Source organism: Streptomyces sp. DI166 (assembly GCF_900091315.1).
Lineage (GTDB): Bacteria > Actinomycetota > Actinomycetes > Streptomycetales > Streptomycetaceae > Streptomyces > Streptomyces fuscus.
The window spans coordinates 63895-90593 of record NZ_FLSP01000002.1 but is presented as its reverse complement, the minus strand read 5'-3'; the positions used below and the strand labels follow the sequence as shown (position 1 = coordinate 90593).

Sequence of the window (26699 nt, the reverse complement as noted above, 5' to 3'; positions counted from 1 at the left end):
CACCGCGCTGATGGCGCGCCGAGGGGCGGCACCCCCGCACGGGTGCCGCCCCTTTCTGGCGATCCGGAGCCGCCGTGGATCGGTACTGAGGGTCGGGGACCCACAGCGGCTCCGGAGTCGGTGAGGTCAGCGGTGGTCGCTGCCCTCCGACTGGGTGGCCGCACGGCCCGCCTCCAGGCGGGCGACCGGGATGCGGAACGGGGAGCAGGAGACGTAGTCCAGACCCACCTCGTGGAAGAAGTGGACCGACTCCGGGTCACCGCCGTGCTCGCCGCAGACGCCGAGCTTGAGGTCGGGACGGGTCTCGCGGCCCGCCTTCGCGGCGGACTTCACCAGCGAGCCCACGCCGTCCTTGTCGATGGTCTCGAACGGGCTGACGCCGAAGATGCCCTTCTCCAGGTACGCGGTGAAGAACGAGGCCTCCACGTCGTCCCGGCTGAAGCCCCACACCGTCTGGGTGAGGTCGTTCGTGCCGAAGGAGAAGAACTCCGCCGCCTCCGCGATCTGGCCGGCGGTCAGCGCGGCGCGCGGCAGCTCGATCATGGTGCCGATCGCCAGCTTCAGCTTGGTGCCGGTCGCCGCCTCGACCTCCGCGATGACCGCGTCGGCCTCCTCGCGGACGATCTCCAGCTCCTGGACCGTGCCGACCAGCGGGATCATGATCTCGGCGCGCGGGTCGCCCTTGGCGTTCTTGCGCTCGGCGGCCGCCTCGGCGATCGCGCGGACCTGCATCGTGAACAGACCGGGGATGACCAGGCCCAGACGGACACCGCGCAGACCCAGCATCGGGTTCTGCTCGTGCAGCCGGTGCACGGCCTGGAGCAGCCGCAGCTCGTTCTCGTGCGGGTCCTTGCGGGCCTCGGCGAGCGCCACGCGCACCGACAGCTCGGTGATGTCGGGCAGGAACTCGTGCAGCGGCGGGTCGAGCAGACGGATCGTCACCGGCAGGCCGTCCATCGCGGAGAACAGCTCCACGAAGTCCTGCTTCTGCAGCGGCAGCAGCGCCTTCAGGGACTCCTCGCGCTCGTCCTCGGTGTCGGCCAGGATCAGGCGCTCGACCAGCTCGCGGCGGTCGCCGAGGAACATGTGCTCGGTGCGGCACAGGCCGATGCCCTGGGCGCCGAAGCGGCGGGCGCGCATCGCGTCCTCGGCGTTGTCGGCGTTGGCGCGTACTCGGAGCCGGCGCTTGCGGTCGGCGAAGGCCATGATCCGGTGCACGGCCTCGACCAGCTCGTCGGCGTCGTTGGCGCCGGCGTGCATCCGTCCCTCGAAGTACTCCACGACCGGGGAGGGGACCACCGGGACCTCGCCCAGGTAGACCTTGCCGGAGGAGCCGTCGATGGAGATGACGTCGCCCTCCTCCACCACGTGCCCGCCGGGCACGGTCATCCGGCGCCGCTTGGTGTCGACCTCCAGCTCCTCGGCGCCGCAGACACAGGTCTTGCCCATGCCGCGCGCCACCACGGCCGCGTGGGAGGTCTTGCCGCCGCGGGAGGTCAGGATGCCCTCGGCGGCGATCATGCCGTCCAGGTCGTCGGGGTTGGTCTCCCGGCGCACCAGGATGACCTTCTCGCCCGAACGCGACCACTTGACCGCGGTGTAGGAGTCGAAGACGGCCTTGCCGACCGCCGCGCCCGGCGAGGCGGCGATGCCGCGGCCGATCTGCTCGACCTTCGCCTCCTCGTCGAACTTGGGGAACATCAGCTGCGCGAGCTGCGCGCCGGTGACCCGCTGGAGCGCCTCGGCCTCGTCGATGAGGCCCTGGTCGACGAGCTGGGTGGCGATCCGGAAGGCGGCACCGGCGGTGCGCTTGCCGACCCGGGTCTGGAGCATCCACAGCTGACCGCGCTCGATGGTGAACTCGATGTCGCAGAGGTCCTTGTAGTGGTTCTCCAGCGTCTCCATGATCGTCATGAGCTGGTCGTACGACTTCTTGTCGATCGTCTCCAGCTCCGCGAGCGGGACGGTGTTGCGGATGCCCGCGACCACGTCCTCGCCCTGGGCGTTCTGGAGGTAGTCGCCGTAGACGCCCTGGTGGCCGGAGGCGGGGTCGCGGGTGAAGGCGACGCCGGTGCCGGAGTCGGGGCCGAGGTTGCCGAAGACCATCGAGCAGACGTTGACGGCGGTGCCGAGGTCGTGCGGGATGCGCTCCTGGCGGCGGTAGAGCTTGGCGCGGTCGCCGTTCCAGGAGTCGAAGACCGCCTTGATGGCGAGGTCCATCTGCTCGCGCGGGTCCTGCGGGAAGTCCCGGCCGGCCTCGGTCTTGACGATCTTCTTGAACTTGGTGACCAGCTTCTTGAGGTCGGCGGCCTCCAGCTGGGTGTCGTCCGTGACCTTCTTGGCCGCCTTCGCCGCGTCCAGCGCGTCCTCGAACAGCTCGCCGTCCACGCCGAGGACGGTCTTGCCGAACATCTGGATGAGGCGGCGGTAGGAGTCCCAGGCGAAGCGGTCGTCGCCGGCCTGCTTGGCCAGGCCCTGCACCGACTTGTCGGAGAGACCGATGTTCAGGACCGTGTCCATCATGCCGGGCATGGAGAACTTGGCACCGGAGCGGACCGACACGAGGAGGGGGTTGTCGGCCTGGCCCAGCTTCTTGCCCATGCGCTGCTCCAGCGCGTCGAGGTGCGCACTCACCTCGTCACGCAGTGCCGCGGGCTCCTCGCCGCTCTCCAGGTAGACCTTGCAGGCCTCGGTGGTGATGGTGAAGCCGGGGGGTACCGGAAGGCCCAGGTTCGTCATCTCGGCGAGGTTCGCACCCTTACCGCCAAGAAGATCCTTGAGGTCCTTGTTGCCCTCGGTGAAGTCGTAAACGAACTTTTTGTTTTCCGACACGGGTCCCAGCTCCTAGAGGACTCGGTGGCTGCCCTGACGGCGAGGAACATACCCAGATCGAAGGCGTCTGGGTACGTCCACTTGTGCGTCATGCGCCTGTAACCAGCGCTCTCCCAGGAGATCGAAAGTCAAGGCTTGGCAAGGAACCAGAGCCGAATGTGTTCACTTCTTGAACGCTCCCACCGCCCCCGAGCACCCACGGCGCTCATGTGAGCGCCCTTTGCCACGTCTGATTTCGATCGATGAACGATCAAGGGGTGGCACTCGGTGCCACCCCTTGAGGAAGTGCAGTTGCCCGTTCAGCGCTCATCTGAGCGCAACCCCTATCAAGGGTGGCGAGAATCACGCTTCCGGAGGCGGCGGAATTTCACCATGCGGACGCGTCGTGGGACCGCAACACGGACGTCATACGCGGAACCGGAACGCATGCCGCCGGTCGCCCCCGCGCCGACCGGAACGCATGCCGCCGATCACCCCCGGCGCCGACCGGAACGCCCGCCGCCGGGTCACACCCCCAGCGCCGCGAGCCGCTCCTCGACCCGCTCCGGCGCGTAGAGGTACTCGACGACCAGCGCACCCGCCCCCACCAGCCCCGCCCGCTCCCCGAGCCGGGAGGTGACGACCTCCAGGTGGGCCGTGGAGCGCGGCAGCGCCCGCTGGTAGAGCAGCTCGCGCACCCCGGTCACGAACGCCGTCCCGGCGAGATCGCCCGCGATCATCAGCACCCCGGGGTTGAGCAGCGTCACCACGGTCGCCAGTACGTCGCCGACCTGCCGCCCCGCCTCCCGGGCGAGCCCGAGTGCCTCCGGGTGCCCGGCCGCCAGCAGGTCCCGTACGTCCGAACCGGAGGCCGCCCGCACCCCCGCCTCGGCCAGTCGCCGGGCCACGGCGCCACCGCTGGCGACGGCCGCGAGACAGCCGTAGGAGCCGCACCGGCACAGCGCGTCGGCGCCCACCCGGATGTGCCCGATGTCCCCGGCGCCGCCGTCGATGCCCCGGAAGAGCGAGCCGTCCACCACGACGCCCGCGCCGATACCGGTGGAGACCTTGACCAGGACGAACGCGGAGCAGTCCGGGTAACCGGTGCGCTGTTCGCCGTACGCCATCAGGTTGGCGTCGTTGTCCACCAGGACCGGTACCCGGGGTGCGCCGGTGTGCTCGGTGAAGGCCCGGGCGAGGCGGCCGGTGATGTCGTAACCGTCCCAGCCGGGCATGATCGGCGGCTGGACCACCCGCCCGGTCTCGCTGTCCACCGGCCCCGGCACGGCGAGGCCGATGCCGCAGACCTCGTCCGCCGCGTGTCCCGCCTTCTCCAGCAGCTCGGCGAACCAGCGGCCCAGCTCCCCGAGGACCGTCTCGGGGCCGTCCTCGATGACCAGGATGCCGCTGTGCTCGGCGAGGATCTCGCCGGTCAGCGACAGGACGGCGGCGCGGGCGTGCCGGGTGTCCAGGTCGGCGGCGAGGACGACGGCGTGCTCGTCGTCGAACTCCAGGGTGATCGACGGACGCCCGCCGAGCGGGGAGTCGACCGGTCCGCCCGCGCCCTCGCGCAGCCAGCCCGCCCGGAACAGCCGGTCCAGGCGCTGCCCCACGGTGGCCCGGGAGAGCCCGGTGACCTGTTGCAGGGCGCCGCGCGTGGTGGCCCGGCCGCTGCGGACCAGTTCGAGCAGATCGCCGGCGCTGACCTGACCTCGACCCGTCATGCGCACCCCCTTGTGTTTCTCAAGCTTGCATTACATATTGAGTTTTGCGTGTTAAATAGACGTAACCCTACGGTAGCTACCGCTGAACCGGCAGCACAGTCGTCTCCCGGGGAGTCCCGAGTGGATCGCACCGCCGAGCTGGTCCTCCGCCCTGCGCGGAGGCCGATTGCATACGATCCGGCCGTCGAGGCCGATTCCCTGCACTCCGGGGCCGCCCGGGTGCTGGAGTCGAACTGGACCGGCCGCTCGACGGTCCCCTCGCGCGGCCTGTACCCGCACCAGTGGTCCTGGGACTCGGCGTTCATCGCGATCGGCCTGCGGCACCTGTCGCCGTTACGGGCCCAGACCGAGCTGGAGACCCTGCTGTCCGCCCAGTGGGGCGACGGACGGATCCCGCACATCGTCTTCAACCCCTCCGTACCGCTCGACGCCTACTTCCCCAGCCCCGACTTCTGGCGCTCCTCGACCGCGGGGCGCGCCGCGGGCGCCCCGCGCACCGTACAGACGTCCGGCATCGTGCAGCCACCGGTGCACGCGCTGGCCGCCTGGCTGGTGCACTGCGCGGACCCCGGGCTGTCGCACGGGCGGGGCTTCCTGGCCCCGGGTCTACCCCAGGCTGGCGGCCTGGCACCGCTATCTGCTGCACCGCCGCGACCTGGGCGGCGGCGGGCTCGCCTCGGTGGTGCACCCGTGGGAGCAGGGCATGGACAACAGCCCCTGCTGGGACGCCCCGCTGGCCCGGGTGCTGCCCGCCCCGGCCCGCTCCTTCCGCCGCGCCGACCTCGACCACGGCGCCCCCGAGGACCGGCCCACGGACCTGGACTACGGGCGGTACGTACGGCTGGCCACCGACTACCGGGACGCGGGGTACGCCGACGACCGGGACCGGGCCGGTCGCGGGGGCCCCGGGCGCGGGGCGGGCTCCTTCGCGGTGGAGGACCCGGCGTTCAACGCCCTGCTCATCGCCTCCGAGCACGCCCTGGCCCGTATCGCCCGCGAACTGGGCGCCACCGGCACCGCCCGGCACGCCCGCGCCGAGCGCCTGACGACCGCGCTGCTGGAGCGGCTGTGGGACCCGGAGCGCGGCATGTTCCTGTGCCGGGACGTGCGCGGCGGCGCCCTCGTCCCCGAGCGGTCGGTCTCCGGGCTGATCCCCCTCCTCCTCCCCACACTCCCGAGGGAGATCACCCGGGCCCTGGTGCGCACGGTGCGCGGGCCGCACTTCTCGCTCGGCACGACCACCCGCCTGGTGCCGAGCTACGACCTGCTCGGCGAGGCCTTCGACCCGCACCGCTACTGGCGGGGCCCGGCCTGGTTCAACACCGCCTGGCTGCTGGAGCGCGGGCTGCGCACCCACGGCGAACGGGCGACGGCGGACCAACTTCGGCAATCGGCACTTGAGTCGGCGCACTCCTCGGGCTTCGCCGAGTACGTCGACCCGTACACCGGCGAGGCCTGCGGCACCGCCGACTTCAGCTGGACGGCCGCACTCGCGCTCGACCTGCTGCACGACGAGCCCGCACGGGACTCGCACGGCGTCAACGACTTCAAGGGAGGGGACCGGGGATGACGGACCGGCATCATCTGCTCGTGCACGGGGAGACGTTCGCCGCCGTGGGCGACGGCGGGGACATCAGCGGCGTCCGGGGCGGCGCCGGCTTCCCCGGCGGGTTATTCGTACGGGACGCCCGGCACCTCAGCCGCTGGCAGCTCACGGTGGACGGGGCGGTGCCGGAGACGCTGTCACCGGTGGCCGAGGGGGACACCGCCCGCTGTGTCCTGGTCCCCCGGGGCGGACGCCAGGAGCCGCCCGCGTACACGCTCTTCCGTGAACAGGCGGTCGGGGACGGCTCGTTCGTGGAGTCGCTGCGGGTCACCAGCAACCTCCCGGTCCCGGCCACGGTCCGGCTCGCCATCACGGCGGACGCCGACTTCGCGGACCAGTTCGAACTCCGCTCCGACCACCGCACCTACACCAAGTCCGGCGCCACCCGATCCCGCCAAGTCCTGGAGCACGGCGTGGAGTTCACCTACCAGCGCGGCGAGTGGCGGTCCTGTACGACCGTCTCGGCGGAGCCCGCGCCGGACGCCGTCGAGGAGACCGGCACCGGGGCCCGGCGCCTGGTGTGGACCCTGGAGCTGGAGCCGCACGGCACCGCCGAGCTGGCGCTGCGCGTGATGGCCCGCGCGCACGGCGACAAACGGGCGCTGCGCGTCCCCCGCTCCCCGGCCGCGCTCAACGAGCAACTCCTCGCCCTGGAGGGCGACTTCGTGGAGGGCGTGCCCTTCCCGACGGGCTGGCCGGAGCTGGCGGCGGCCTGCGCCCGGGGCCTGGCCGACCTGGCGTCGCTGCAGATCCCGGCGGAGGGGCTGGACGGCGAGGAGGTCAGGGTCCCGGCGGCCGGGGCGCCGTGGTTCCTCACCCTGCTCGGCCGGGACGCCCTGCTCACCTCCCTGTTCGCCCTCCCCTACCGCCCCGGCCTGGCGGCGGCCACGCTCCCCGCGCTGGCCGCGACCCAGGCCCAGGAGTCCGGCGCGGCCTCGGTGGCGCAGCCCGGGAAGATCGTGCACGAGGTCCGGCACGGCGAACTGGCCCACTTCGGCCAGGTCCCCTTCGGCCGCTACTACGGCTCGGTGGACGCGACGCCCCTGTTCCTGGTCCTGCTGGGCGCGTACGCGGAACACACCGGTGACACCGCGCTCGCCCGCCGCCTGCAACCGCACGCCCGGGCCGCCGTCGGCTGGATGCTGGACCACGGCGGTCTGACCTCGCGCGGCTACCTGGTCTACCGGGCCGACCGCGGCGGCCTGGCCAACCAGAACTGGAAGGACTCCCCCGGCGCCATCTGCTGGGCCGACGGCACCCGCGCAAGCGGCCCGGTGATGGCGGCGGGGGCCCAGGGGTACGCGTACGACGCCCTGCGCCGCACGGCGTGGCTGTCCCGCACGGTGTGGGGCGACGAGACCTACGCGGCCCTGCTGGAGCAGGCGGCGGGCGACCTCAGGGACCGTTTCCAGCGGGACTTCTGGATGCCGGAGCACTCCTTCCCGGCGCTGGCGCTGGACGGCGAGGGGCGCCAGGTGGACGCGCTGGCCTCGGACGCCGGCCATCTGCTCTGGTCCGGCCTGCTGGACAAGGAGTACGGCGAGCTGGTGGGGCGCCGCCTGCTCGAACGGGACTTCTTCTCGGGGTGGGGTGTACGCACCCTGGCCGCGGGCCAACCCGCCTACCACCCTCTCTCGTACCACCGCGGTTCGGTCTGGCCGCACGACAACGCCCTGATCGCCCTGGGCCTGGCCCGCTACGGTTTGCACGACGAGGCCCGCACGGTGGCCCACGCCCTGGTCGACGCGGCGACCACCACCGGCCACCGCCTCCCCGAGGTCCTGGCGGGCTACGGCCGCGACACCCACCCCGAGCCGGTGCCGTATCCGCACGCCTGCGTCCGCGAGTCCCGCTCGGCGACGGCGCCGCTGGCACTGCTGACGGCTGTGGGAGGCGCCTGAGCCCCTCGGACTTCCTGAACGTCCTGGTTGGCCTGCCGTTTGCCGGGTGTTTGCCGAGCGCTGCCCGACCCGGCTGAACAGCGAGGGCGACGGGCCCGTACGAACCTTCGGCGGGCCCAACGCCCTCCACCCACAGGCCCGCACGGAAGGACGACAGGGGTGCCCGTCTCGACGCGCGTCACCGAGGAAGAGTCGACGCCTCCGGAAAAGCCGACGAACACGCCATCGCCCGCTGCCGCCGACGAAGGCGGTACGGATGGTGCGGGTGGGAACCCGAAGGAGGTCGACGCTCCGCGCCTCGACCTCGGCGCCTGGGCCCTCACCGCCCTCTCCGCGACCCTGGTCCTCGCCGCCCTCCTCCTCCCCAACTCCCTCGCCGCCCTGCGCCCCAACCGCTTCACCCGCATCCCCGCGGAGGCGATTGTCGGCGCCGCCCTGGTCCTCGTGCTCCCCCGCCGTCCGAGAGTCGTCGTCGCGGCCACCGCCGGCACCGCCCTGGGCGTGCTCACCCTCCTCAACGTCCTGGACATGGGCTTCCGCGAGTACCTGGGCCGGGGCTTCAACCTCGTCCTCGACTGGTCCCTCCTCGACGACGCCCAGTCGTACCTGAAGGACTCCTTGGGCGAGACCACCACCGTCGCCGCCACCATCGGCGTCGTCCTCCTGGCCGTACTCCTCGTCGTCGTCACCGCCCTGGCCACCGTCCGCCTGGCGAACGTCCTCGCCGCGAACAGGCACCAGGCGACCACCGCGACCCTGATCACCGGCACCGTCTGGGTCACCTGCTCCGCCCTCGGCCTCCAGCTGGCCGGCGTCCCCGTGGCCTCGGACCGGGCCGCGAGCGCCGTGGCCGTGCAGGCGGACCGCGTCCGGGACACCCTCCGCGACGAGGCGGCCTTCGCGAAGGAGGCGAGGGCGGACACCTTCGGCGCCACCCCGCCCGGTCAACTCCTCACCGACCTGCGCGGAAAGGACGTGGTCTTCGCCTTCATCGAGAGCTACGGCCGCAGCGCGATCGAGGACCCGGTCATGTCCCCGGGCGTCACCCGCACCCTGGACACCCGTACCAAGGCCCTCCGTAAGGCGGGCTACTCCGCCCGCAGCGGCTGGCTGACCTCGGCCACCTACGGCGGCAGCAGCTGGCTGGGCCACTCCACGTTCCTGTCCGGCCTGTGGATCGACAACCAGCAGCGCTACCGCACGGTGACCTCCGGCGACCATCTCACCCTGACGAAGGCGTTCAAGAAGACCGGCGCCTGGGACACCGTAGGGATCATGCCGGGCGTCCAGAAGCGCTGGCCGGAAGCGGAGTTCTACGGCCTGGACAAGGTCTACAACGCCTTCCAGCTCGGCTACGAGGGCCCGAAGTTCAGCTGGTCCACCATGCCGGACCAGTACGCGCTGGAGGCCTTCGAGCGTCTGGAGCACGGCAAGAAGCGCGACCGGCCGCTGATGTCGGAGGTCATCCTGACCTCAAGCCACCAGCCCTGGGCCCCGATCCCGAAGCTGGTCGACTGGGAGGACCTGGGCGACGGCTCGCTCTTCGACGCCGTGGAGAAGGCGGGCAGGAACCCGCGCGACGTCATCACGAGCAAGACCGCGTCCCGCGAGGAGTACGGCAAGTCGATCGAGTACTCGGTCACGTCCCTGACCCAGTGGCTGGAGCGCTACGGCACCGACGACACGGTCCTGGTCTTCCTCGGCGACCACCAGCCCATAGCGAGGGTCAGCGGCGAGAAGGCCAGCCGGGACGTCCCGGTCTCCATCGTGGCGAAGGACCCGAAGGTCCTGGACCGTATCGCCGCCTGGAACTGGACCGAGGGCCTGCGCCCCGCCGCCGCCGCCCCCGTCTGGAAGATGAACGCCTTCCGCGACCGCTTCCTGAAGGCCTACGGCTCCACTCCGCACCCCACGAAGGACTAACCCCCGGAGGTGTCCAGCTCCGCGTCCTCGCTCACGCCCGCGCAGTCGAACGGGTCCTTGAGCCACCCGTCGGGGAGCACCACCCGGTTGTTCCCCGACGTACGGCCGCGGGGCCCGTCCGCCCCGGTGGGCCAGGGCTGGTCGAGGTCGAGTTCGTCGAGGCCCGCGCGGAGTTCGGCGAGGGAGGAGGTGATGGCGAGGCGCTTGCGCATCTCGGAGCCGACCGAGAAGCCCTTGAGGTACCAGGCGACGTGCTTGCGGAAGTCGATGACGCCGCGCGACTCGTCCCCGATCCACTCCCCGAGGAGGGTGGCGTGCCGCACCATGACGTCGGCGACCTCGCGCAGCGTGGGACGGCGGTAGTCGTCCCGGCCCTCGAAGGCGGCGACCAGGTCCGCGAAGAGCCACGGCCGGCCCAGGCAGCCGCGGCCGACGACCACGCCGTCGCAGCCGGTCTCGCGGACCATGCGCACCGCGTCCTCGGCGGACCAGATGTCGCCGTTGCCGAGGACCGGTATCTCCGGCACGTGTTCCTTCAGGCGCGCGATGGCGTCCCAGTCGGCGGTGCCGCCGTAGTGCTGGGCGGCGGTGCGGCCGTGCAGGGCGATGGCGGTGACGCCCTCCTCGACGGCGATGCGGCCGGCGTCGAGGTAGGTGAGGTGGTCGTCGTCGATGCCCTTGCGCATCTTCATGGTGACCGGCAGCTCACCGGCCCCGCTGACGGCCTCGCGCAGGATGGCGCGCAGCAGGTTGCGCTTGTACGGGAGCGCCGAGCCGCCGCCCTTGCGGGTGACCTTGGGGACGGGGCAGCCGAAGTTCAGGTCGATGTGGTCGGCGAGGTCCTCCTCGGCGATCATGCGCACGGCCTTGCCGACGGTGGCCGGGTCGACGCCGTAGAGCTGGATGGACCGCGGCTTCTCGCTCTCGTCGAAGTGGACCAGCTGCATGGTCTTCTCGTTGCGCTCGACCAGCGCCCGGGTGGTGATCATCTCGCTGACGAACAGCCCCTTGCCCCCGCTGAACTCCCGGCACAGGGTGCGGAAGGGCGCGTTGGTGATTCCGGCCATGGGGGCCAGGATCACGGGCGGCTGGACGGTGTGCGGGCCGATCCGCAGGGGCGAGGGGGTCGTGGGCATTCCTCCATTGTGCCGTGCAATGAGTTCGTAAAATTCATTAGTTAGCCACACTATCGAATTTGGCGTACGCTGGGCCCATGCCCGAGCTCAGCCACCGCCGGCGTCTGCTGGTGCTCGCGATCTGCTGTATGAGCCTGCTGATCGTGAGCCTGGACAACACCGTCCTGAACGTGGCGCTGCCGTCGATGCGCCAGGACCTGCGCGCCGACACCGCCGGCCTGCAGTGGACGATCGACGCCTACACCCTGGTCCTGGCCTCGCTGCTGATGCTCGCGGGCTCCACGGCCGACCGGCTCGGCCGCAAGCGGGTCTTCATGGCCGGGCTGGTCGTCTTCTCGCTCGGCTCCCTGCTCTGTTCCCTCGCCCCGAACCTGGAACTGCTGATCGCGGCCCGGACGGTGCAGGCGGTGGGCGGGTCCATGCTCAACCCGGTCGCGATGTCGATCATCACCAACACCTTCACCGACCCCCGCGAGCGCGCCCGTGCGATCGGGGTGTGGGGCGCGGTGGTCGGTATCTCCCTGGCCGCGGGTCCGCTGGTCGGCGGGCTGCTGGTGGACTCGGTCGGCTGGCGCTCGATCTTCTGGCTCAACCTCCCGGTGGGCGCGGCAGCCCTCCTGCTGACCTGGCGGTACGTGCCGGAGTCCCGCGCCCCGCGCCCACGCCGCCCCGACCCCGTGGGCCAACTCCTCGTCATCGCCCTCTTCGCCTCCCTGACGTACGCGATCATCGAGGCCCCGCACGCCGCCCCGGCGGCGGTCCTCCCCTTCGCCCTGCTCGCCGCGGCCGCCCTGATCACCCTTCTGCGCTACGAACCCCGCCGCCCCGAGCCCCTGATCGACCTGCGGTTCTTCCGCTCGGCGCCGTTCAGCGGGGCAACGGTGATCGCGGTCAGCGCCTTCGCCTCGCTGGCCGGGTTCCTGTTCCTGTCCACGCTGTATCTCCAGGAGGTCCGGGGCCTCAGCGCTTTGCAGGCGGGCCTGTGGATGCTCCCGCTGGCGGTCCCCGCCTTCCTCTGCGCCCCGGTCTCCGGCCGCCTGATCGGCACCCGAGGCCCCCGCCTGCCCCTGCTGATCGCGGGCACGGCCATGACGGCGAGCGCCCTGCTCTTCGCCCTCCTCGACGCCGAGACCTCGAACACCACCCTGTTCCTCGGCTACGTCCTCTTCGGCATCGGCTTCGGCTTCGTCAACGCCCCGATCACCAACACCGCCGTCTCCGGTATGCCCCGCACCCAGGCCGGAGTGGCGGCGGCGGTGGCCTCCACCAGCCGCCAGCTCGGCCAGACACTGGGCGTGGCGGTGATCGGCGCGGTCCTGGCCGCGGGCATGGGCACGTCCTCCTACACCACCGCCTTCACGGCCGCCGCCACCCCGGCCTGGTGGATCCTCACAGCCTGCGGCACCACAGTCCTCCTCCTCGCCCTCCTGACCACAGGCCCCTGGGCCCGCGCCACCGCGGAACGCACAGCGCAACGCCTGCGCTCCGGGGAGCCCCGAGACGGGGAGCGGCCTGTGTCACCCCGCCCTCACTCGTTCGAGCGGTGAGAAGCCCGGAGGGCCCGATACGCTGACGCCCGGGATCGGAATCACGCCCCTGGGAGCAGCTACGACCACCTCCACCGCTGGGCAACCGCTCATCCCCCAGCCGCCGGCCACGGTGGCGGCACCGCGGCAAGCCGTCAGACAGATCGCTCCTGCCGCGCTCCCCGCCTTCACCCAGGAACTGGACCAGGCGGCCGACCAGTCCCGGCAGGGCTCCGACCTGGCGCCCCCGCAACGGTTCGTGGCCCAGTGGTCCGTCTGCGTCCACATCCAGCGCCACCCCGAGATCGCGGCAGACCTCCGCCGCTGGGAGAACGCGGCCGGGTCGGGCGACGCCACCCAGGCACGCGAGGCCGCGTCCCACATCGGCCGAATCCTGGACGCCGCCCGCGCGGCTGTCGGTCTGCCGATCCACTGACCAACTCCTGGAATTCGCCAGGCCAGAGCGGCGGCGAGCCACCGCCCCAGGCCACGGCTCGGACACCTTCACCGCCAAACCCCCCTGTTGATGTTGGAGTTGCTGCACACTCCTGCTCGGGCTTTTCCCGGACTGTGGAGGGCGGCGTGGTGCAGCTCAACGCGAGCAAGGTGACTCGGTGGGACCAGCACGGGCGGGAGCATGTGGTGCGGGTGCGGCGGGCGGGGGTGCAGCGGATCGTCAGATGTGACACCTGCGGGTGGCGGATCTCGGCGCAGTTCCTGCCGTGGCTGAAGGCGGAGGAGCATCTGGCGGTGGAGCACCAGGCGACCGTCGATCCGGCGGGGGCGTAGCGCCCGGGAGTCTTGTGGGAGCGCTCCCAGGCACGGCACGATGGGCGGCGTGACCGAGCCACACGCTTCCGTACGCCCGTACCGGCCCCAGGATCTCCCCGCCATCGAGGACATCTGCGTCCGCACCGCGCACAACGGCGGTGACAGCCGCCCCCATTACGCGGACCCGGGCGTCTTCCCGGCTACCTTCGCCACCCCGTACGTCGAGTTGGAACCGGAGTCGGCCTTCGTGCTCGACGACGGGCGGGGCCGGGCGGTGGGGTACATCGTCGGCATCGCCGACACCCCCCGCTTCGCCGCCGAGTTCCGTACGAAGTGGCTCCCGAGGGTCGCCGGCCGCTACCCGGCGCCGGAAGCCGCGCCCGCCACCCCCGACGAGGCCATCGCCGACCTCCTGCACCGCCCCGAGCGGATGGTCGTGCCCGAGATGGCCGGCTACCCCGCCCATCTGCACATCGACCTGCTGCCCGAGTGGCAGGGCAAGGGTTACGGGCGGGCCCTGATGGAGACCTTCCTCCGGGCCCTGCACGGGCGCGGCGTCCCGGCCGTGCACCTCGTCATGTCACGGGCCAACACCAACGCCCGCGCCTTCTACGACCGCATGGGCTTCCAGGAGGTCGCGGTACCGGGCGAGGACGAGGTCGCCTTCCTCGTACGGCCGACAGGGACCGGGGCGTCAGGGGCGTAGGCCTCGTACCAGCAGGTCCACCACGGCCTCGAACTCGTCCAGCACCCCCGGCTGTTGCCACTCCCGGTGGTAGCCGGGGTCGTGGAAGCGGGCCGTGGCCTGGAAGACCGCGCGGGCCGTGACGAGGGGGTCGGCGGAGGTGAAGGCGCCCGCCTCCACTCCGGCGCGGACGATCTCCGCGAGCTGCCCGGTGAGATCCTCCAGGTGCTCGTCGACCGCGTCGCTGTTCTCCCCGGCGAGCGTGGTGTACGTGGCGAACAGCTCCGGGTCGTCCCCCGCCTTGTGCCGCTTGGCCTCGAACAGCGCCAGCAGCCAGGCCCGCAGCCGCGCCTCCGGGTCCCGGGAGGTCTCGGCGACGATCCCGGCCAGCGCCTCGGACGTACGGTCCAGCCAGCGCTTGGTCACCGCCTCGCGCAGCGCCGCCTTGGTACGGAAGTGGCGGTAGACGCTGCCATGGCTGACGCCGAGCGCGCGGGCCACGTCGACCACGGTGGCCTTGGCCGGGCCGTGGCGGCGCAGCACCTCCTCGGTCGCTTCGAGGATGCGCTCGGCGGTCAGGACTTCGGTGGGCGGTGCCATGGAGGAGACCGTACCCCCGGCCGTTACTTGCTGCCGAGGTGGGCCATCTGCGCGGCCGGGTAACGGTCGCCCGCGGCGGCGTCGGCCGGTACCGCCTGCTCGATGGCGGCGAGGTCGGACGCGTCCAGGCTGACGTCGAGGGCGCCCAGGGACTCGGTCAGCCGCTCCCGCGTGCGGGCGCCGACCAGCGGCACGATGTCCTCACCGCGCGAGAGCACCCAGGCGATGGCGATCTGCGCGACGCTCACGCCCTTCTGCTCGGCGATCTTCCGCAGGGCGTCGACCAGGTTCAGGTTGTGCTGGAGGTTGTCGCCCTGGAACCGGGGCGAGAAGGCCCGGAAGTCACCCGCCGCGAGCTTCCGGTCCGGGGTGAAGTGGCCGGAGATCAGTCCGCGGGAGAGGACGCCGTAGGCGGTGACGCCGATGCCCAGTTCGCGGGTGACCGGCAGGACCTCCTCCTCGATGCCGCGGGAGATCAGCGAGTACTCGAACTGGAGGTCGCTGATCGGGGCGGTGGCGGCGGCCCGGCGGATGGTGTCGGCGCCGACCTCGCTGAGGCCGATGTGGCGGACGTACCCCTGCTCGACGAGCTCGGCGATGGCGCCGACGGTCTCCTCGATCGGCACGTCCGGGTCGAGCCGGGCGATCCGGTAGACGTCGATGTGGTCGACACCGAGGCGCTGCAGGGAGTACGCGGCGAAGTTCCTGACAGCCTCGGGGCGGCCGTCGTAGCCGGACCAGTTGCCGTCCGGGTCGCGCAGGGCGCCGAACTTCACGCTGGTCAGCGCCTGTTCGCGGCGGGCGGCAGGGGCGCTGCGCAGGGCCTCGCCGATCAGCATCTCGTTGTGGCCCATGGCGTAGAAGTCGCCGGTGTCGAGCAGGGTGACGCCGGCTTCCAGGGCGGCGTGGATCGTCGTGATGGACTCGGCCCGGTCGGCGTCGCCGTACAGCGCGGACATGCCCATGCAGCCGAGGCCGAGCGGGAAGACGCGGGGGCCGGTGGTTCCGAGGGGGCGGGGGGTGTTCGTTCGGGTGGTGTTCGTCGTCATGCCTCCACCATGCCGTAACAGATGACAGATTTCAATATCTGTCATTCCAAGTTTGTCAGCCACACCTTCTCCGCCGATGAGTCCTGGTCCAGACCTATTGACGAGAGGTCTGGACCACGGCACCGTCATGCCTAGGACACCTGTCATGTCTGGGACACCTCACCGCACCCCCCACCGGGAGGCCCGTAATGCTCCGACGTGCCTTGAGCACCCTCACCGCGGCGGTCGCGACCGCCTGTCTCGTCCAACTCCCCGCCGCGTCCCCCGCCACCGCCGCCGAGACCTGCGCGGTGAAGTCCAAGCCCGCCGGGAAGGTCCTCCAGGGCTACTGGGAGAACTGGGACGGCGCCGCCAACGGCGTCCACCCGCCCTTCGGCTGGACCCCGATCACCGACTCCCGGATCGGCGCGCACGGGTACAACGTGATCAACGCGGCCTTCCCCGTCATCCGCTCCGACGGCACCGCGCTGTGGGAGGACGGCATGGACACCGGGGTGAAGGTGGCGACGCCGGCGGAGATGTGCGCGGCGAAGGCGTCCGGCAGGACGATCCTCATGTCCATCGGCGGCGCGACGGCCGGGATCGACCTCAACTCGACGGCCGTCGCGGACCGTTTCGTCGACACCATCGTGCCGATCCTGAAGACCTACAACTTCGACGGCATCGACATAGACATCGAGACCGGCCTGATCGGCAGCGGCAACATCAACCAACTCTCCACGTCCCAGGCCAACCTGATCCGCATCATCGACGGCGTCCTGGCCCGGATGCCGGCCAACTTCGGCCTGACGATGGCCCCGGAGACGGCCTACGTCACCGGCGGCAGCGTGGTCTACGGCTCCATCTGGGGCGCGTACCTGCCGATCATCAAGAAGTACGCCGACAACGGCCGCCTGTGGTGGCTGAACATGCAGTACTACAACGGCAGCATGTACGGCTGCTCCGGCGACTCCTACGCGGCGGGCACCGTCGCGGGCTTCGTCGCCCAGACCGACTGTCTCAACCGGGGCCTGGTCATCCAGGGCACGACGATCCGGGTCCCCTACGACAAGCAGGTCCCCGGCCTCCCCGCCCAACCCGGCGCGGGCGGCGGCCACATGTCCCCGTCCCTGGTCGCCCAGTCCTGGAACCACTACAACGGCGCCCTCAAGGGCCTGATGACCTGGTCGATCAACTGGGACGGCTCCCGCAACTGGACCTTCGGCGACAACGTGAAGGCGCTGCAGGGCCGTTGAGCGGCGCTTACCGCGCCGTGAACGCCAGCTTCGCGCCCAGCGCCACGAACGACCCCGCGAAGGTCCGCCGCAGCCACGCCATCACCCGGGGCCGGGACGTCACCCGGTCCCGGACCGACGCGGCGAGGATGCCGTAGAGGGCGAAGACCAGGAACGTGGCCAGCATGAACACCGCGCTGAGCAGGAGCATGCGGGGCACGGCGCCGGAGTTGGCGGGGTCGACGAACTGGGGCAGGAAGGCGAAGAAGAACATCGTCAGCTTGGGGTTGAGGAGGTTGATCAGCACACCCCGCACGATCGTCCGGCCCGCCGACACCGGCTCCGTGGCGCGGTCCACCGTGATCGCCTCCTTGTCCCGCAGCGTGGCCCAGGCCATGTACAACAGGTAGGCGACACCGGCGTACTTGAGGATCTGGAAGGCCGTCGCGCTGGCGTGCAGCAGCGCGGCGACGCCGGTGATCGTGGCCAGTATGTGCGGCAGGATGCCCAGGGTGCAGGCGAAGGCCGCGACCACACTGGCCCGGCGGCCGTGGGAGAGCCCGGCGGCGAGGGTGTAGACGACACCGGTACCGGGCGTGGCGACGATGATCAGGGTGGTCAGCAGGAAGGCGATGCTCATGCCCGCCAGCCTGCTGCCCCGGCGGTCCCCGATACAGGACCACTTGGAGTGCCGTATCGGGGACCACTGGCCGCATCGGGGCCACTGGATGCATCGGAACCACTGGCCGCATCGGAACCACTGGCCGCATCGGAACCACTGGCTGCATCGGGGGCCACTGAGGGGCCGTCCAGCCGCGGCGGGACTCAGGTGACGCGCTCGTACACCGTCAGCCTCCGGCCCCGGATCTCCTCGTCCGCAACGAGCCTGAAGTGCGTTTTCAGGACCGCGCTCTTCATCCGGTCCCGGTCCGTCGTGACCGGACTCGCCACCGCCGCCGCGTCCGTCACCAGCACGATCCGCCGCTGGCGCAGCATGGCGGCCCGTATGCGTCCCGGGCTCGCCTCGACGCCCCTGAGCGTGCCGGACGCCACCGGGTCCTCGCGCAGCGCGATGTCCCGCAGTCCGGCGAAGGCGCCCGGCGATACGGACTTCGCGTCCCGGCGGTCCGCCGGGAGGAAGAGCACCGCGTCCCCCGGCTCCTTCGTCCGCCGTACCTCCGAGGCGACGGCCACGACATCGTCGACCCGGCTACTGACGGAACGTTTCTCCAGTGACTGCGGCAGCAGTCCCGCCATCGCCACGGCGACCGCCACGGGCAGGACCCAGCGCCCGGCACCGGCATGGCGGCGTCCGACCGCCCGCGCCGCCGCCCCGACGCAGACCCCGATCAGGAGCGCGAGCCCGAGCATGCTGTAGAGGACGTACCGCTCCAGGAACAGCGGCCGGAACAAGGAGGCGGTGGCGAGGCCGAGTTGGGGCACGGCCAGCAGCGGCAGCGCGACGGCCGCCACGGACAGTCGACGGGACCGCGGCCGGTCCAGCAGGGCGCCGAGTCCGCCGATCGCCAGCAGCACCGCGGGGCCGATCATCGATGCCAGGTCAACGGGGGTATCCAGGCGACCTGTCCCGCCTGGCGCTGGCTGAACAGGATCAGCGGCAGCACACAGAGGAACGCGGACCCGGCGGCCGCCGTCCAGCGCCGCCACACCTCACGCCGGGCCCCGCACCAGAGCAGGGTGAGCAGATGGGCCGCGAGGATCATCAGCGAGAGCCAGTTCAGCAGGCCCATCAGCGCGAGAGTGCCGCCGTACCCGAACCAGCGCGGTCCCGCACCGTCCCCTTGCAGCACGGTGACGAGGAGCAGGGTGGAGATCCCGGCCCCGGCGGCCACCAGGGCGTACGGACGGCCCTCCTGGAGGTGGAACTGGACCGCCGGCAGCATCCCGAGCGTCAGCCCGGCCGCCAGGCCCGTCCAGGCACCCGCCAGCCGCTGCCCGATGACCGTCACACAGCCCGCCGCGACGGCCAGGGCGAGGACGGAGGGCAGCCGGAGGGTGGTGGTACCGGCGCCGAAGCACTCGAACAGCACGTGCATCAGCAGGTAGTAACAGCCGTGCACGACATCGACGTTCTCCAGCAGGTGGCAGATCTCGGCCGCGGAACGCCGGGCAACCAGCCAGGTCGCGGCCTCGTCCCGCCACACACTCCCCTGGCGCGACAGCCCCCACGCCCCGAGAGCGATCGTCCACAGCACCGGGAGCACCCATACCGGCTGGGAACGCAAGGAACGTAACGCGGGGTCGGTGCGCGGCAAAGAGGGCTCCCCGGGGCGGCATTCGGGCATGCTGAAGAGGACCGACGGCCCGTGGACGGGCCATGATCCACACGCACTCTAATGCGCCGCCATCACCTCATTACCGGCGGGTAGGGATAGTTCGGAAATCAACCGAAAAACCGCCCATCGACGGGCAGTGCCGGCGGCCCCCCGGAACGAGCGAACGCCGGGGCACGCCGATCATCCGGCGCGCCCGGCGTTCGCCGGGGAATGCGTGTCCTAGCAGCCGATCAGGCGGCTCGCCAGGTAGCCCTCGATCTGGTCCAGGGAGACGCGCTCCTGCTTCATGGAGTCGCGCTCGCGGACGGTCACCGCGTTGTCGTCCAGGGTGTCGAAGTCGACCGTCACGCAGTACGGCGTGCCGATCTCGTCCTGGCGGCGGTAGCGGCGGCCGATGGCGCCCGCGTCGTCGAACTCGATGTTCCAGTTCTGGCGCAGCGCCTGGGCGAGGCCCTTGGCCTTCGGGGACAGCTCCGGGTTGCGGGACAGCGGCAGCACCGCGACCTTCACCGGCGCCAGGCGGTGGTCCAGGCGCAGCACGGTGCGCTTCTCCATCTTGCCCTTGGCGTTGGGCGCCTCGTCCTCGACGTAGGCGTCGAGCAGGAACGCCAGCATCGCGCGGCCGACACCGGCCGCCGGCTCGATGACGTACGGCGTCCAGCGCTCCTGGTTCTCCTGGTCGTAGTAGGAGAGGTCCTGGCCGGAGGCCTTGGAGTGGGCGCCGAGGTCGTAGTCGGTGCGGTTGGCGACACCCTCCAGCTCGCCCCACTCGTTGCCGCCGAACTGGAAGCGGTACTCGATGTCGGCGGTGCGCTTGGAGTAGTGGGAGAGCTTCTCCTTGGGGTGCTCGTACCAGCGCATGTTCTCCTCACGGAGACCAAGGCCCGTGTACCAGTTCCAGCGCTGCTCCATCCAGTACTCGTGCCACTTCTCGTCCTCGCCCGGCTTGACGAAGAACTCCATCTCCATCTGCTCGAACTCACGGGTGCGGAAGATGAAGTTGCCGGGCGTGATCTCGTTGCGGAACGACTTGCCCATCTGGGCGATGCCGAACGGCGGCTTGCGGCGCGAAGTGGTCTGCACCTGGGCGAAGTTGGTGAAGATGCCCTGGGCGGTCTCGGGGCGCAGGTAGGCGACCGAGCCGGAGTCCTGGGTCGGGCCGAGGTGCGTGGACAGCAGACCCGAGAACTGCTTGGGCTCGGTGAACTGACCCTTGTTGCCGCAGTTGGGGCAGTTGACGTCCGCGAGGCCGTTCTCCGGGAGGCGCTTGTGCTTGGCCTCGTACGCCTCTTCAAGGTGGTCGGCGCGGAACCGCTTGTGACAGGAGGTGCACTCCGTCAGCGGGTCCGTGAAGGTCGCGACGTGACCGGAGGCGACCCAGACCTCGGAGGCCAGGATCACGGACGAGTCGATACCGACGACGTCCTCGCGCGACGTGACCATGTAGCGCCACCACTGGCGCTTGAGGTTCTCCTTGAGCTCGACACCCAGCGGTCCGTAGTCCCAGGCGGCGCGCTGGCCGCCGTAGATCTCACTGCAAGGGAATACGAAGCCACGGCGCTTGCTCAGGCTGACGATGGTGTCGATCTTGTCGGCGGCCACGGTGCTCTCTTCATGACGGATGGACATTTTGAAAGGTGCGGCGCGAAGCGCCTCGATGAGGGGTGGTGGTCGGGAGACGGGCGGGCGAATGCCTCAGGTTACCGGCGGGGGCCGCCCCCGTATCAAATCGGTTCGCCACCGGGGGCTTGTCGGCATCACCATCGAGGGCTTGTTGACAACGGTTTCCAGAATCATTGAAAATGACTGTCATGAACGTACGACGACAGCACATATCCGGGCTCGCCGTGGCGGCCGTCACGGCCCTCGGGCTCGGCACTCTCTCCGCTTGCTCCGACAGCGTTGCCGTCGGCAACACGGAGAAGTTCGACGTCGTCGCGTCGTTCTACCCGATGGCCTACCTCGCCGAGGAGATCGGCGGGGAGCATGTGAACGTCACCACCCTCACCCAGCCCGGCCAGGAGCCGCACGACCTGGAGATCAGCGTCAAGCAGACCGCGCAGCTGGAGGAGTCCGACGCGGCCCTCTACCTCAAGGGGCTCCAGCCCTCCGTCGACGAGGCGATCGCCCAGTCCGAGGTCGGCACGAAGATCGACGCGGCCGAGCTGACCTCCCTGGAGAAGCACGGCACCGAGGTCGGCGGCCACGCGGAGGAACACGAGGAGGAGCACGAGGAAGAGCACGGCCACGACCACGACCACGAGGACGGGCAGGACCCGCACATCTGGCTCGACCCCGTGAAGTACGCCGAGGTCGCCGAGGGTGTGGGCAAGGCCTTCGAGAAGGCCGACCCGGACCACGCGGCCGACTACCGCAAGAACACCGAGGCCCTGGTCGGCCGGCTCAACGACCTGGACGCGCGGTTCGAGGACGGACTGCGCGACACCGACACCAAGGTCTTCATCACCACCCACGCCGCCTTCGGCTACCTCGCCGAGCGCTACGGCCTGACCGAGGAGGCCATCAGCGGCCTCGACCCGGAGTCGGAGCCCAGCGCCGCCCGCGTGAAGGAGCTCTCCGAGATGGCGAAGGAGGACGGTGTCACCACCGTCTTCTACGAAACCCTGGTCAGCGACCGGACCGCCAAGACCCTCGCCTCCGACGCCGGTCTCGCGACGGCCGTCCTGGACCCGCTCGAAGGCATCACCGACAAGTCCGCGGGCGACGACTACATCCAGGTCATGGAGTCCAACCTCAAGGCGCTGCGGACCGCCCTGGGAGCGAAATGACCAGCTCGAAGGAGCAGCACATGAGCGAGCCCGTCATCTCCCTGCGCGGAGTCCGCGCCGACCTCGGCTCGCGGCCCGTGCTGCGCGGCATCGACCTCACCGTGTCCCGCGGTGAGGTCGTCGCCCTGCTCGGCGCCAACGGCTCGGGCAAGTCGACCGCCGTGCGCAGCGTCATCGGCCAGGTGCAGACCGGCGCCGGGGAGATCGAACTGTTCGGCACCCCGCGCCGCCGCTTCCGCGACTGGCACCGGGTGGGCTACGTCCCCCAGCGCACCACCGCCGCCGGCGGCGTCCCCGCCACGGTGACCGAGGTGGTCTCCTCCGGCCGCCTCTCCCGCGCCCGCTTCGGCGTGCTGCGCAAGGCCGACCGTGAGGCGGTGCGCCGGGCCCTGGAGCTGGTCGGCATGGCGGACCGCGCCAAGGACAACGTCGACGCGCTCTCCGGCGGCCAGCACCAGCGGGTGCTGATCGCCCGCGCGCTCGCCGCCGAACCGGAACTGCTGATCATGGACGAGCCGATGGCGGGCGTCGACCTGGCCAGCCAGGAGGTGCTGGCCCGGACCCTGCGCGGCCAGGTCGAGGCCGGTACGACGGTCCTGCTCGTCCTGCACGAACTGGGCCCGCTGGAGCCGCTGATCGACCGCGCGGTGGTCCTGCGCGACGGCTGCGTCGTCCACGACGGACCGCCCCCGCGGGCCGTCGGCCAGCACGCGCTGCCCGGCCACGACCACGTCCACCCGCACGCCCCCGCGGGCGCCGAACCGATCCGTACCGGACTGCTGAGCTGATGGAAATCCTCGACTACGCCTTCATGCAGCGGGCCCTGCTCGCCGCCGTCCTGGTCGGCGTCACGGCCCCCGCGGTCGGTATCTACCTGGTCCAGCGCCGTCAGGCCCTGATGGGCGACGGCATCGGCCATGTCGCCATGACCGGCGTCGGCCTCGGCTTCCTGCTCTCCTGGTCCCCGGTGTGGATGGCGACCCTGGTCTCCGTCCTCGGCGCGATCCTCATGGAGCTGATCCGCTGGTACGGCCGCACCCGCGGCGACATCGCCCTCGCCATGCTCTTCTACGGCGGTATGGCGGGCGGCGTCATGCTCATCAACCTCGCGCCGACGGGCTCCAACGCGAACCTGACGACGTACCTCTTCGGCTCCCTGTCCACGGTGAGCAAGTCGGACGTCACCGCGATCTGCCTGTTGGCGGCCTTCGTGGTGCTGGTCACCGTCGGTCTGCGCCGTCAGCTCTTCGCGGTGAGCCAGGACGAGGAGTTCGCGCGGGTGACGGGCCTGCCGGTGCGGGCGCTGAACCTGCTGACCGCCGTGACCGCGGCCGTGACCGTGACGGTCGCGATGCGCGTGGTCGGCCTGCTGCTGGTCTCCGCGCTGATGGTGGTCCCGGTGGCCGCCGCCCAGCAGCTCAGCCGCAGCTTCGCGGCGACGTTCGCCATCGCGGTCGCCATCGGCGTCACCGTGACCATCAGCGGCACGGTGACCTCGTACTACCAGGACGTGCCGCCCGGCGCGACGATCGTGCTGCTGACCATCGGGGCGTTCATTCTGCTCACCGCCCTCGCCACCCCGCTCGCCCGGCGGCGGGCGCGGGCCGTCGCGGCGGCGCAGGGGGACGGGGACCCCGCGGAGTGCGTGATCCCGCCGAGCCGGGGCAGCGGTGGAAAGGTCGGCGTCTGACCTCCGCCCCAGCCCGGGCTGGCACAATGGCCGGGGCAGGCAGACCCTGAGGAGGCACCCCGTGACGACCGCTGGACCGCCCGTGAAGGGCCGCTCCACCCGGCAGCGGGCCGCCGTGGCGGCGGCCCTGGACGAGGTCGACGAGTTCCGCAGCGCGCAGGAACTGCACGACATGCTCAAGCACAAGGGCGACTCGGTCGGGCTGACCACGGTCTACCGCACGCTCCAGTCCCTGGCGGAGGCGGGCGAGGTCGACGTCCTGCGCACGTCCGACGGCGAGTCGGTGTACCGGCGCTGCTCGACGGGCGAACACCACCACCATCTGGTCTGCCGGGTCTGCGGCAAGGCGGTCGAGGTGGAGGGGCCGGCGGTCGAGAAATGGGCCGACGCGATCGCCGCGGAACACGGCTACGTGAACGTGGCCCACACGGTAGAGATCTTCGGCACCTGCGCGGACTGCGCGGCGGCCGCGGACTGAGGACGGTTTTTTCTCCCCCGCCGCCCCTACCCGTCCCGTACCTGGGGGCTCCGCCCCCAGACCCCCGTATCGGGCCCTGAACGGGCCTCGTCCTCAAACGCCGGACGGGCTGAGATCAGCCCCTCCGGCGTTTGAGGAGCGGGGGTCCAGGGGGCAGAGCCCCCTGGGGGACGGGAATGGGCAGGGGCGGCGGGGGCGAACAAGCCCCCCGGCTACTCCTGCCGGCCCTCCATGGCCAGAAGCTCCTCGTTCGGGATCGCGCCCCCGAAGCGGCGGTCCCGGGACGCGAATTCGACGCACGCCCGCCACAGGTCACGCCGGTCGAAGTCCGGCCAGAGAACGTCCTGGAAGACCATCTCCGCGTAAGCGCTCTGCCAGAGAAGATAGTTGGACGTGCGCTGCTCACCACTGGGCCGGAGGAAAAGGTCGACGTCCGGCATGTCCGGGTAGTACATGTACTTCGCGAACGTCTTCTCGTTCACCTTGGCCGGATCCAGCCGCCCCGCCCGCACATCCTCCGCCAACGCCTGCGCCGCGTCCGCGATCTCGGCCCGCCCGCCGTAGTTCATGCAGAAGTACAGCGTCAGCCGGTCATTGTCCTTGGTCTGCTCCTGCGCAACCTGGAGCTCCTTCGCCACGGACTTCCACAGCTTCGGCATCCGCCCGACCCACCGCACCCGGATCCCCAGCTCGTCCAGCTGGTCCCGGGTCTTGCGGATGAAGTCGCGGTTGAAGTTCATCAGGAAGCGCACCTCGTCCGGCGACCGCTTCCAGTTCTCGGTGGAGAAGGCGTACAGCGAGATCGCGCCCACGCCCATCTCGATGCCGCCCTGCAGCACGTCCAGCACCCGCTCGGCGCCGACCTTGTGCCCCTCGGTGCGCGGCAGCCCGCGCTCCTTGGCCCACCGCCCGTTCCCGTCCATGACGATCGCCACATGGCGGGGGATCAGCTCCCCGGGAAGCTTCGGGGGGCGGGCCCCGGACGGGTGCGGCTCCGGCGCCCTGTACTCCCGACGCTGCCGCCCCAGGATCCCGCGTACGACCATGTGCCCCTCGACTCCCTTGCTTCCCTTACTTTTCCACGTACCGAAGCGAACGCAGCCCGCGTTCCAGATGCCAGTGCAGGTAGGCGGAGACCAGTCCGCTGCCCTCCCGGACGTACCGCGGCTCGCAGGCGTCCGCGGTCTCCCAGTCTCCCGTAAGCAGCGCACCGAGCAGTTCCAGGGTCCGCGGCGAGGGTACGACGCTACCGGGCACCCGGCAGTCGGCGCATACCGAGCCCCCGGAGGCGACCGAGAAGAAGCGGTTCGGTCCGGGCATCCCGCACTTCGCGCAGTCGCCGAAGCTGGGCGCGTAGCCGTTGACGGCGAGGGAGCGCAGCAGGAAGGCGTCGAGGACCAGGTGCGGGGCGTGCTCCCCGCGGGCGAGGGTGCGCAGGGCGCCCACCAGCAGCAGGTACTGCTGGACAGCCGGCTCACCCTCGTGGTCGGTGAACCGCTCGGCGGTCTCCAGCATGGCGGTGCCGGCGGTGTAGCGGGCGTAGTCGGTGACGATGCCGCCGCCGTAGGGCGCGATGGTCTCGCTCTGGGTGCACAGCGGCAGCCCGCGCCCGATCAGCTCGCTGCCGCGGGCGAAGAACTGCACGTCCACGTGGGAGAACGGCTCCAGCCGGGCCCCGAACTTCGACTTGGTGCGGCGCACCCCGCGAGCCACCGCCCGCACCCGCCCGTGCCCTCGGGTGAGCAGGGTGATGATCCGGTCGGCCTCGCCCAGCTTCTGGGTGCGCAGCACGATGCCGTCGTCCCGGAACAGGCTCATCGCGCGCCCCCGGGGGGCCGCGGCTGGAGGTGGCTCATGGAGTCATTCTCGCCTACCGAGGGGGCGGTCGGGGGCGCTGATGGCGGTCCAGGGGGCCCGGTTCCAGGGGCTGTCCCGGTTCGCCGGGTCCAGCAGCGACCGCAGGTGGGCGTCGGCGGTGGCCCGCGGTGCCGGGAAGTCGGCGTCGGGGGTGCCGCGCAGGGCGTCCTGCCAGACCTCGCGGCCGAGGAGGTAGTGGTCGGCGTACTCGTGCCAGGAGGCGTACGTCCGCACCACCGACGGCACGATGTTCTTCAGCGCGGTCCAGGCGTCGGCCTCGTCCAGCAGCCCGCAGGCGAAGCCGCGGCGTGAGATGTCGACGTACAGGGCCGCGTCCCAGGCGAGCGGCGAGACCCCGGTGAGCCGGTACGCGCGGGTGCGGTACCCGGCGCGGGACAGCTCGTCGAGCCGCTCGACCAGGGCGGCGCGCGAGGTGATCCCCCACTGCTCGGCGAGCCACTGCCGGGCGGAGTCGTCGTCGATCCTGGTGAACGGGTACAGGGTGGTCCGCGAGGCGCGCTTGTCCCGGCTCACGGGCGCGCTCAGGGACACCATCCACAGCTGGTGCGCGGTCAGCGGCACGGGATAGCGGCGGGCCGCCCTGGCCCCCCGCTTCCTCCAACTCCACAACCCCATGCCGCC

Annotated in this window: 21 protein-coding genes and 2 pseudogenes; 12 read left to right on the top strand and 11 right to left on the bottom strand. The window is 71.1% G+C overall.

From position 1 onward, the window contains the following. Positions 1-126 precede the first annotated feature (126 nt). Complete coding sequence (gene ppdK / locus GA0115233_RS01555) at positions 127-2832, bottom strand: pyruvate, phosphate dikinase (protein WP_093718190.1); 2706 nt, start codon at positions 2830-2832, stop codon at positions 127-129. Between the two features lie 506 nt (positions 2833-3338). Further along, on the bottom strand, positions 3339-4535 hold the full coding sequence (locus tag GA0115233_RS01550; protein WP_093718189.1) for an ROK family protein: 1197 nt from the start codon (positions 4533-4535) through the stop codon (positions 3339-3341). A 120-nt stretch (positions 4536-4655) separates the two neighbouring features. On the opposite strand from GA0115233_RS01550, the pseudogene GA0115233_RS01545 reads away from it, so the two are divergent. From GA0115233_RS01545 to GA0115233_RS01535, 3 genes and pseudogenes are all read left to right on the top strand, one after another. Further along, positions 4656-6105 (top strand): annotated as a pseudogene (locus tag GA0115233_RS01545) (trehalase family glycosidase). Next, positions 6102-8042, top strand: a complete 1941-nt coding sequence (locus GA0115233_RS01540; RefSeq protein WP_093718188.1) for an amylo-alpha-1,6-glucosidase — start codon at positions 6102-6104, stop codon at positions 8040-8042. Before GA0115233_RS01545 ends, GA0115233_RS01540 begins: the two are co-directional and overlap by 4 nt. Before the next feature lie 339 nt (positions 8043-8381). Continuing rightward, complete coding sequence (locus GA0115233_RS01535) at positions 8382-9965, top strand: CDP-alcohol phosphatidyltransferase (RefSeq protein ID WP_093718290.1); 1584 nt, start codon at positions 8382-8384, stop codon at positions 9963-9965. On the opposite strand, the gene dusB is transcribed toward GA0115233_RS01535, so the two are convergent. After that, entirely contained in the window at positions 9962-11101 is a 1140-nt protein-coding gene (gene dusB, locus GA0115233_RS01530; protein ID WP_093718187.1) for a tRNA dihydrouridine synthase DusB, read from the bottom strand. The two genes, GA0115233_RS01535 and dusB, sit on opposite strands and share 4 nt — an antisense overlap. Before the next feature lie 77 nt (positions 11102-11178). Between dusB and GA0115233_RS01525 the strand changes: the two genes are divergently transcribed. The 4 genes from GA0115233_RS01525 to GA0115233_RS01510 all read left to right on the top strand — a co-directional run bounded on the left by GA0115233_RS01525 (position 11179) and on the right by GA0115233_RS01510 (position 14104). Further along, positions 11179-12648, top strand: coding sequence for an MFS transporter (locus GA0115233_RS01525; protein WP_093718186.1), 1470 nt, complete (start codon positions 11179-11181; stop codon positions 12646-12648). Between the two features lie 112 nt (positions 12649-12760). Continuing rightward, a complete protein-coding gene (locus GA0115233_RS01520; RefSeq protein WP_255310016.1) occupies positions 12761-13063 on the top strand; it encodes a DUF6247 family protein in 303 nt (100 codons plus the stop codon). A 146-nt stretch (positions 13064-13209) separates the two neighbouring features. Beyond that, positions 13210-13416, top strand: coding sequence for a hypothetical protein (locus GA0115233_RS01515; RefSeq protein WP_093718289.1), 207 nt, complete (start codon positions 13210-13212; stop codon positions 13414-13416). Positions 13417-13456: 40 nt separating this feature from the next. Next, positions 13457-14104: a GNAT family N-acetyltransferase gene (locus GA0115233_RS01510; protein WP_093718184.1), complete on the top strand. Its 648-nt coding sequence runs from the start codon at positions 13457-13459 to the stop codon at positions 14102-14104. Here the strand turns inward: GA0115233_RS01510 and GA0115233_RS01505 are convergent. Both GA0115233_RS01505 and GA0115233_RS01500 read right to left on the bottom strand, forming a co-directional pair. Further along, complete coding sequence (locus tag GA0115233_RS01505) at positions 14093-14683, bottom strand: TetR family transcriptional regulator (RefSeq protein ID WP_093718183.1); 591 nt, start codon at positions 14681-14683, stop codon at positions 14093-14095. The genes GA0115233_RS01510 and GA0115233_RS01505 overlap by 12 nt on opposite strands. A gap of 23 nt (positions 14684-14706) precedes the next feature. Next, positions 14707-15732: an aldo/keto reductase gene (locus GA0115233_RS01500; RefSeq protein WP_093718182.1), complete on the bottom strand. Its 1026-nt coding sequence runs from the start codon at positions 15730-15732 to the stop codon at positions 14707-14709. A gap of 188 nt (positions 15733-15920) precedes the next feature. Here GA0115233_RS01500 and GA0115233_RS01495 point away from each other — a divergent pair, with 188 nt between their 5' ends. Further along, the gene (locus GA0115233_RS01495) at positions 15921-16967 is read left to right on the top strand and encodes a chitinase (protein ID WP_093718181.1); all 1047 of its coding nucleotides are present in this window, start codon (positions 15921-15923) and stop codon (positions 16965-16967) included. 7 nt (positions 16968-16974) lie between these two features. On the opposite strand, the gene GA0115233_RS01490 is transcribed toward GA0115233_RS01495, so the two are convergent. The 3 genes and pseudogenes from GA0115233_RS01490 to GA0115233_RS01480 all read right to left on the bottom strand — a co-directional run bounded on the left by GA0115233_RS01490 (position 16975) and on the right by GA0115233_RS01480 (position 20845). Beyond that, positions 16975-17586, bottom strand: a complete 612-nt coding sequence (locus GA0115233_RS01490; protein ID WP_093718180.1) for a LysE family translocator — start codon at positions 17584-17586, stop codon at positions 16975-16977. A 185-nt stretch (positions 17587-17771) separates the two neighbouring features. After that, positions 17772-19252: pseudogene (locus GA0115233_RS01485) on the bottom strand (glycosyltransferase family 39 protein). A gap of 210 nt (positions 19253-19462) precedes the next feature. Next, positions 19463-20845: a glycine--tRNA ligase gene (locus tag GA0115233_RS01480; RefSeq protein ID WP_093718179.1), complete on the bottom strand. Its 1383-nt coding sequence runs from the start codon at positions 20843-20845 to the stop codon at positions 19463-19465. 209 nt (positions 20846-21054) lie between these two features. Between GA0115233_RS01480 and GA0115233_RS01475 the strand changes: the two genes are divergently transcribed. The 4 genes from GA0115233_RS01475 to GA0115233_RS01460 all read left to right on the top strand — a co-directional run bounded on the left by GA0115233_RS01475 (position 21055) and on the right by GA0115233_RS01460 (position 24200). Beyond that, positions 21055-22032, top strand: a complete 978-nt coding sequence (locus GA0115233_RS01475) for a metal ABC transporter substrate-binding protein (RefSeq protein ID WP_093718178.1) — start codon at positions 21055-21057, stop codon at positions 22030-22032. A 20-nt stretch (positions 22033-22052) separates the two neighbouring features. Continuing rightward, the gene (locus GA0115233_RS01470; protein ID WP_093718288.1) at positions 22053-22820 is read left to right on the top strand and encodes a metal ABC transporter ATP-binding protein; all 768 of its coding nucleotides are present in this window, start codon (positions 22053-22055) and stop codon (positions 22818-22820) included. After that, the gene (locus tag GA0115233_RS01465) at positions 22820-23722 is read left to right on the top strand and encodes a metal ABC transporter permease (RefSeq protein WP_093718177.1); all 903 of its coding nucleotides are present in this window, start codon (positions 22820-22822) and stop codon (positions 23720-23722) included. The genes GA0115233_RS01470 and GA0115233_RS01465 overlap by 1 nt, the downstream gene beginning before the upstream one ends. A 61-nt stretch (positions 23723-23783) precedes the next feature. After that, a complete protein-coding gene (locus GA0115233_RS01460) occupies positions 23784-24200 on the top strand; it encodes a Fur family transcriptional regulator (protein WP_093718176.1) in 417 nt (138 codons plus the stop codon). Positions 24201-24412: 212 nt separating this feature from the next. Here GA0115233_RS01460 and GA0115233_RS01455 read toward each other — a convergent pair whose 3' ends face one another. The 3 genes from GA0115233_RS01455 to GA0115233_RS01445 are packed head-to-tail and all read right to left on the bottom strand — an operon-like array spanning position 24413 to position 26693. Continuing rightward, positions 24413-25246, bottom strand: a complete 834-nt coding sequence (locus GA0115233_RS01455) for an isoprenyl transferase (RefSeq protein ID WP_093718175.1) — start codon at positions 25244-25246, stop codon at positions 24413-24415. Positions 25247-25271: 25 nt separating this feature from the next. Next, complete coding sequence (recO, locus tag GA0115233_RS01450; protein WP_093718174.1) at positions 25272-26018, bottom strand: DNA repair protein RecO; 747 nt, start codon at positions 26016-26018, stop codon at positions 25272-25274. A gap of 42 nt (positions 26019-26060) precedes the next feature. Next, positions 26061-26693, bottom strand: coding sequence for a DUF1266 domain-containing protein (locus tag GA0115233_RS01445; RefSeq protein ID WP_093718173.1), 633 nt, complete (start codon positions 26691-26693; stop codon positions 26061-26063). Between the last annotated feature and the right edge of the window lie 6 nt (positions 26694-26699).

Bases quoted from the DNA above. Each gene is read 5' to 3' on its own strand.
- GA0115233_RS01455 (WP_093718175.1), bottom strand. From the start codon at position 25,246: ATGGTCGTACGCGGGATCCTGGGGCGGCAGCGTCGGGAGTACAGGGCG.
- GA0115233_RS01540 (WP_093718188.1), top strand. From the start codon at position 6,102: ATGACGGACCGGCATCATCTGCTCGTGCACGGGGAGACGTTCGCCGCC.
- GA0115233_RS01445 (WP_093718173.1), bottom strand. From the start codon at position 26,693: ATGGGGTTGTGGAGTTGGAGGAAGCGGGGGGCCAGGGCGGCCCGCCGC.
- GA0115233_RS01500 (WP_093718182.1), bottom strand. From the start codon at position 15,732: ATGACGACGAACACCACCCGAACGAACACCCCCCGCCCCCTCGGAACC.
- GA0115233_RS01495 (WP_093718181.1), top strand. From the start codon at position 15,921: ATGCTCCGACGTGCCTTGAGCACCCTCACCGCGGCGGTCGCGACCGCC.
- GA0115233_RS01525 (WP_093718186.1), top strand. From the start codon at position 11,179: ATGCCCGAGCTCAGCCACCGCCGGCGTCTGCTGGTGCTCGCGATCTGC.
- recO (WP_093718174.1), bottom strand. From the start codon at position 26,018: ATGAGCCTGTTCCGGGACGACGGCATCGTGCTGCGCACCCAGAAGCTG.
- GA0115233_RS01490 (WP_093718180.1), bottom strand. From the start codon at position 17,586: ATGAGCATCGCCTTCCTGCTGACCACCCTGATCATCGTCGCCACGCCC.
- GA0115233_RS01465 (WP_093718177.1), top strand. From the start codon at position 22,820: ATGGAAATCCTCGACTACGCCTTCATGCAGCGGGCCCTGCTCGCCGCC.
- GA0115233_RS01475 (WP_093718178.1), top strand. From the start codon at position 21,055: ATGAACGTACGACGACAGCACATATCCGGGCTCGCCGTGGCGGCCGTC.
- dusB (WP_093718187.1), bottom strand. From the start codon at position 11,101: ATGCCCACGACCCCCTCGCCCCTGCGGATCGGCCCGCACACCGTCCAG.
- GA0115233_RS01510 (WP_093718184.1), top strand. From the start codon at position 13,457: ATGGGCGGCGTGACCGAGCCACACGCTTCCGTACGCCCGTACCGGCCC.
- GA0115233_RS01505 (WP_093718183.1), bottom strand. From the start codon at position 14,683: ATGGCACCGCCCACCGAAGTCCTGACCGCCGAGCGCATCCTCGAAGCG.
- GA0115233_RS01550 (WP_093718189.1), bottom strand. From the start codon at position 4,535: ATGACGGGTCGAGGTCAGGTCAGCGCCGGCGATCTGCTCGAACTGGTC.
- GA0115233_RS01470 (WP_093718288.1), top strand. From the start codon at position 22,053: ATGAGCGAGCCCGTCATCTCCCTGCGCGGAGTCCGCGCCGACCTCGGC.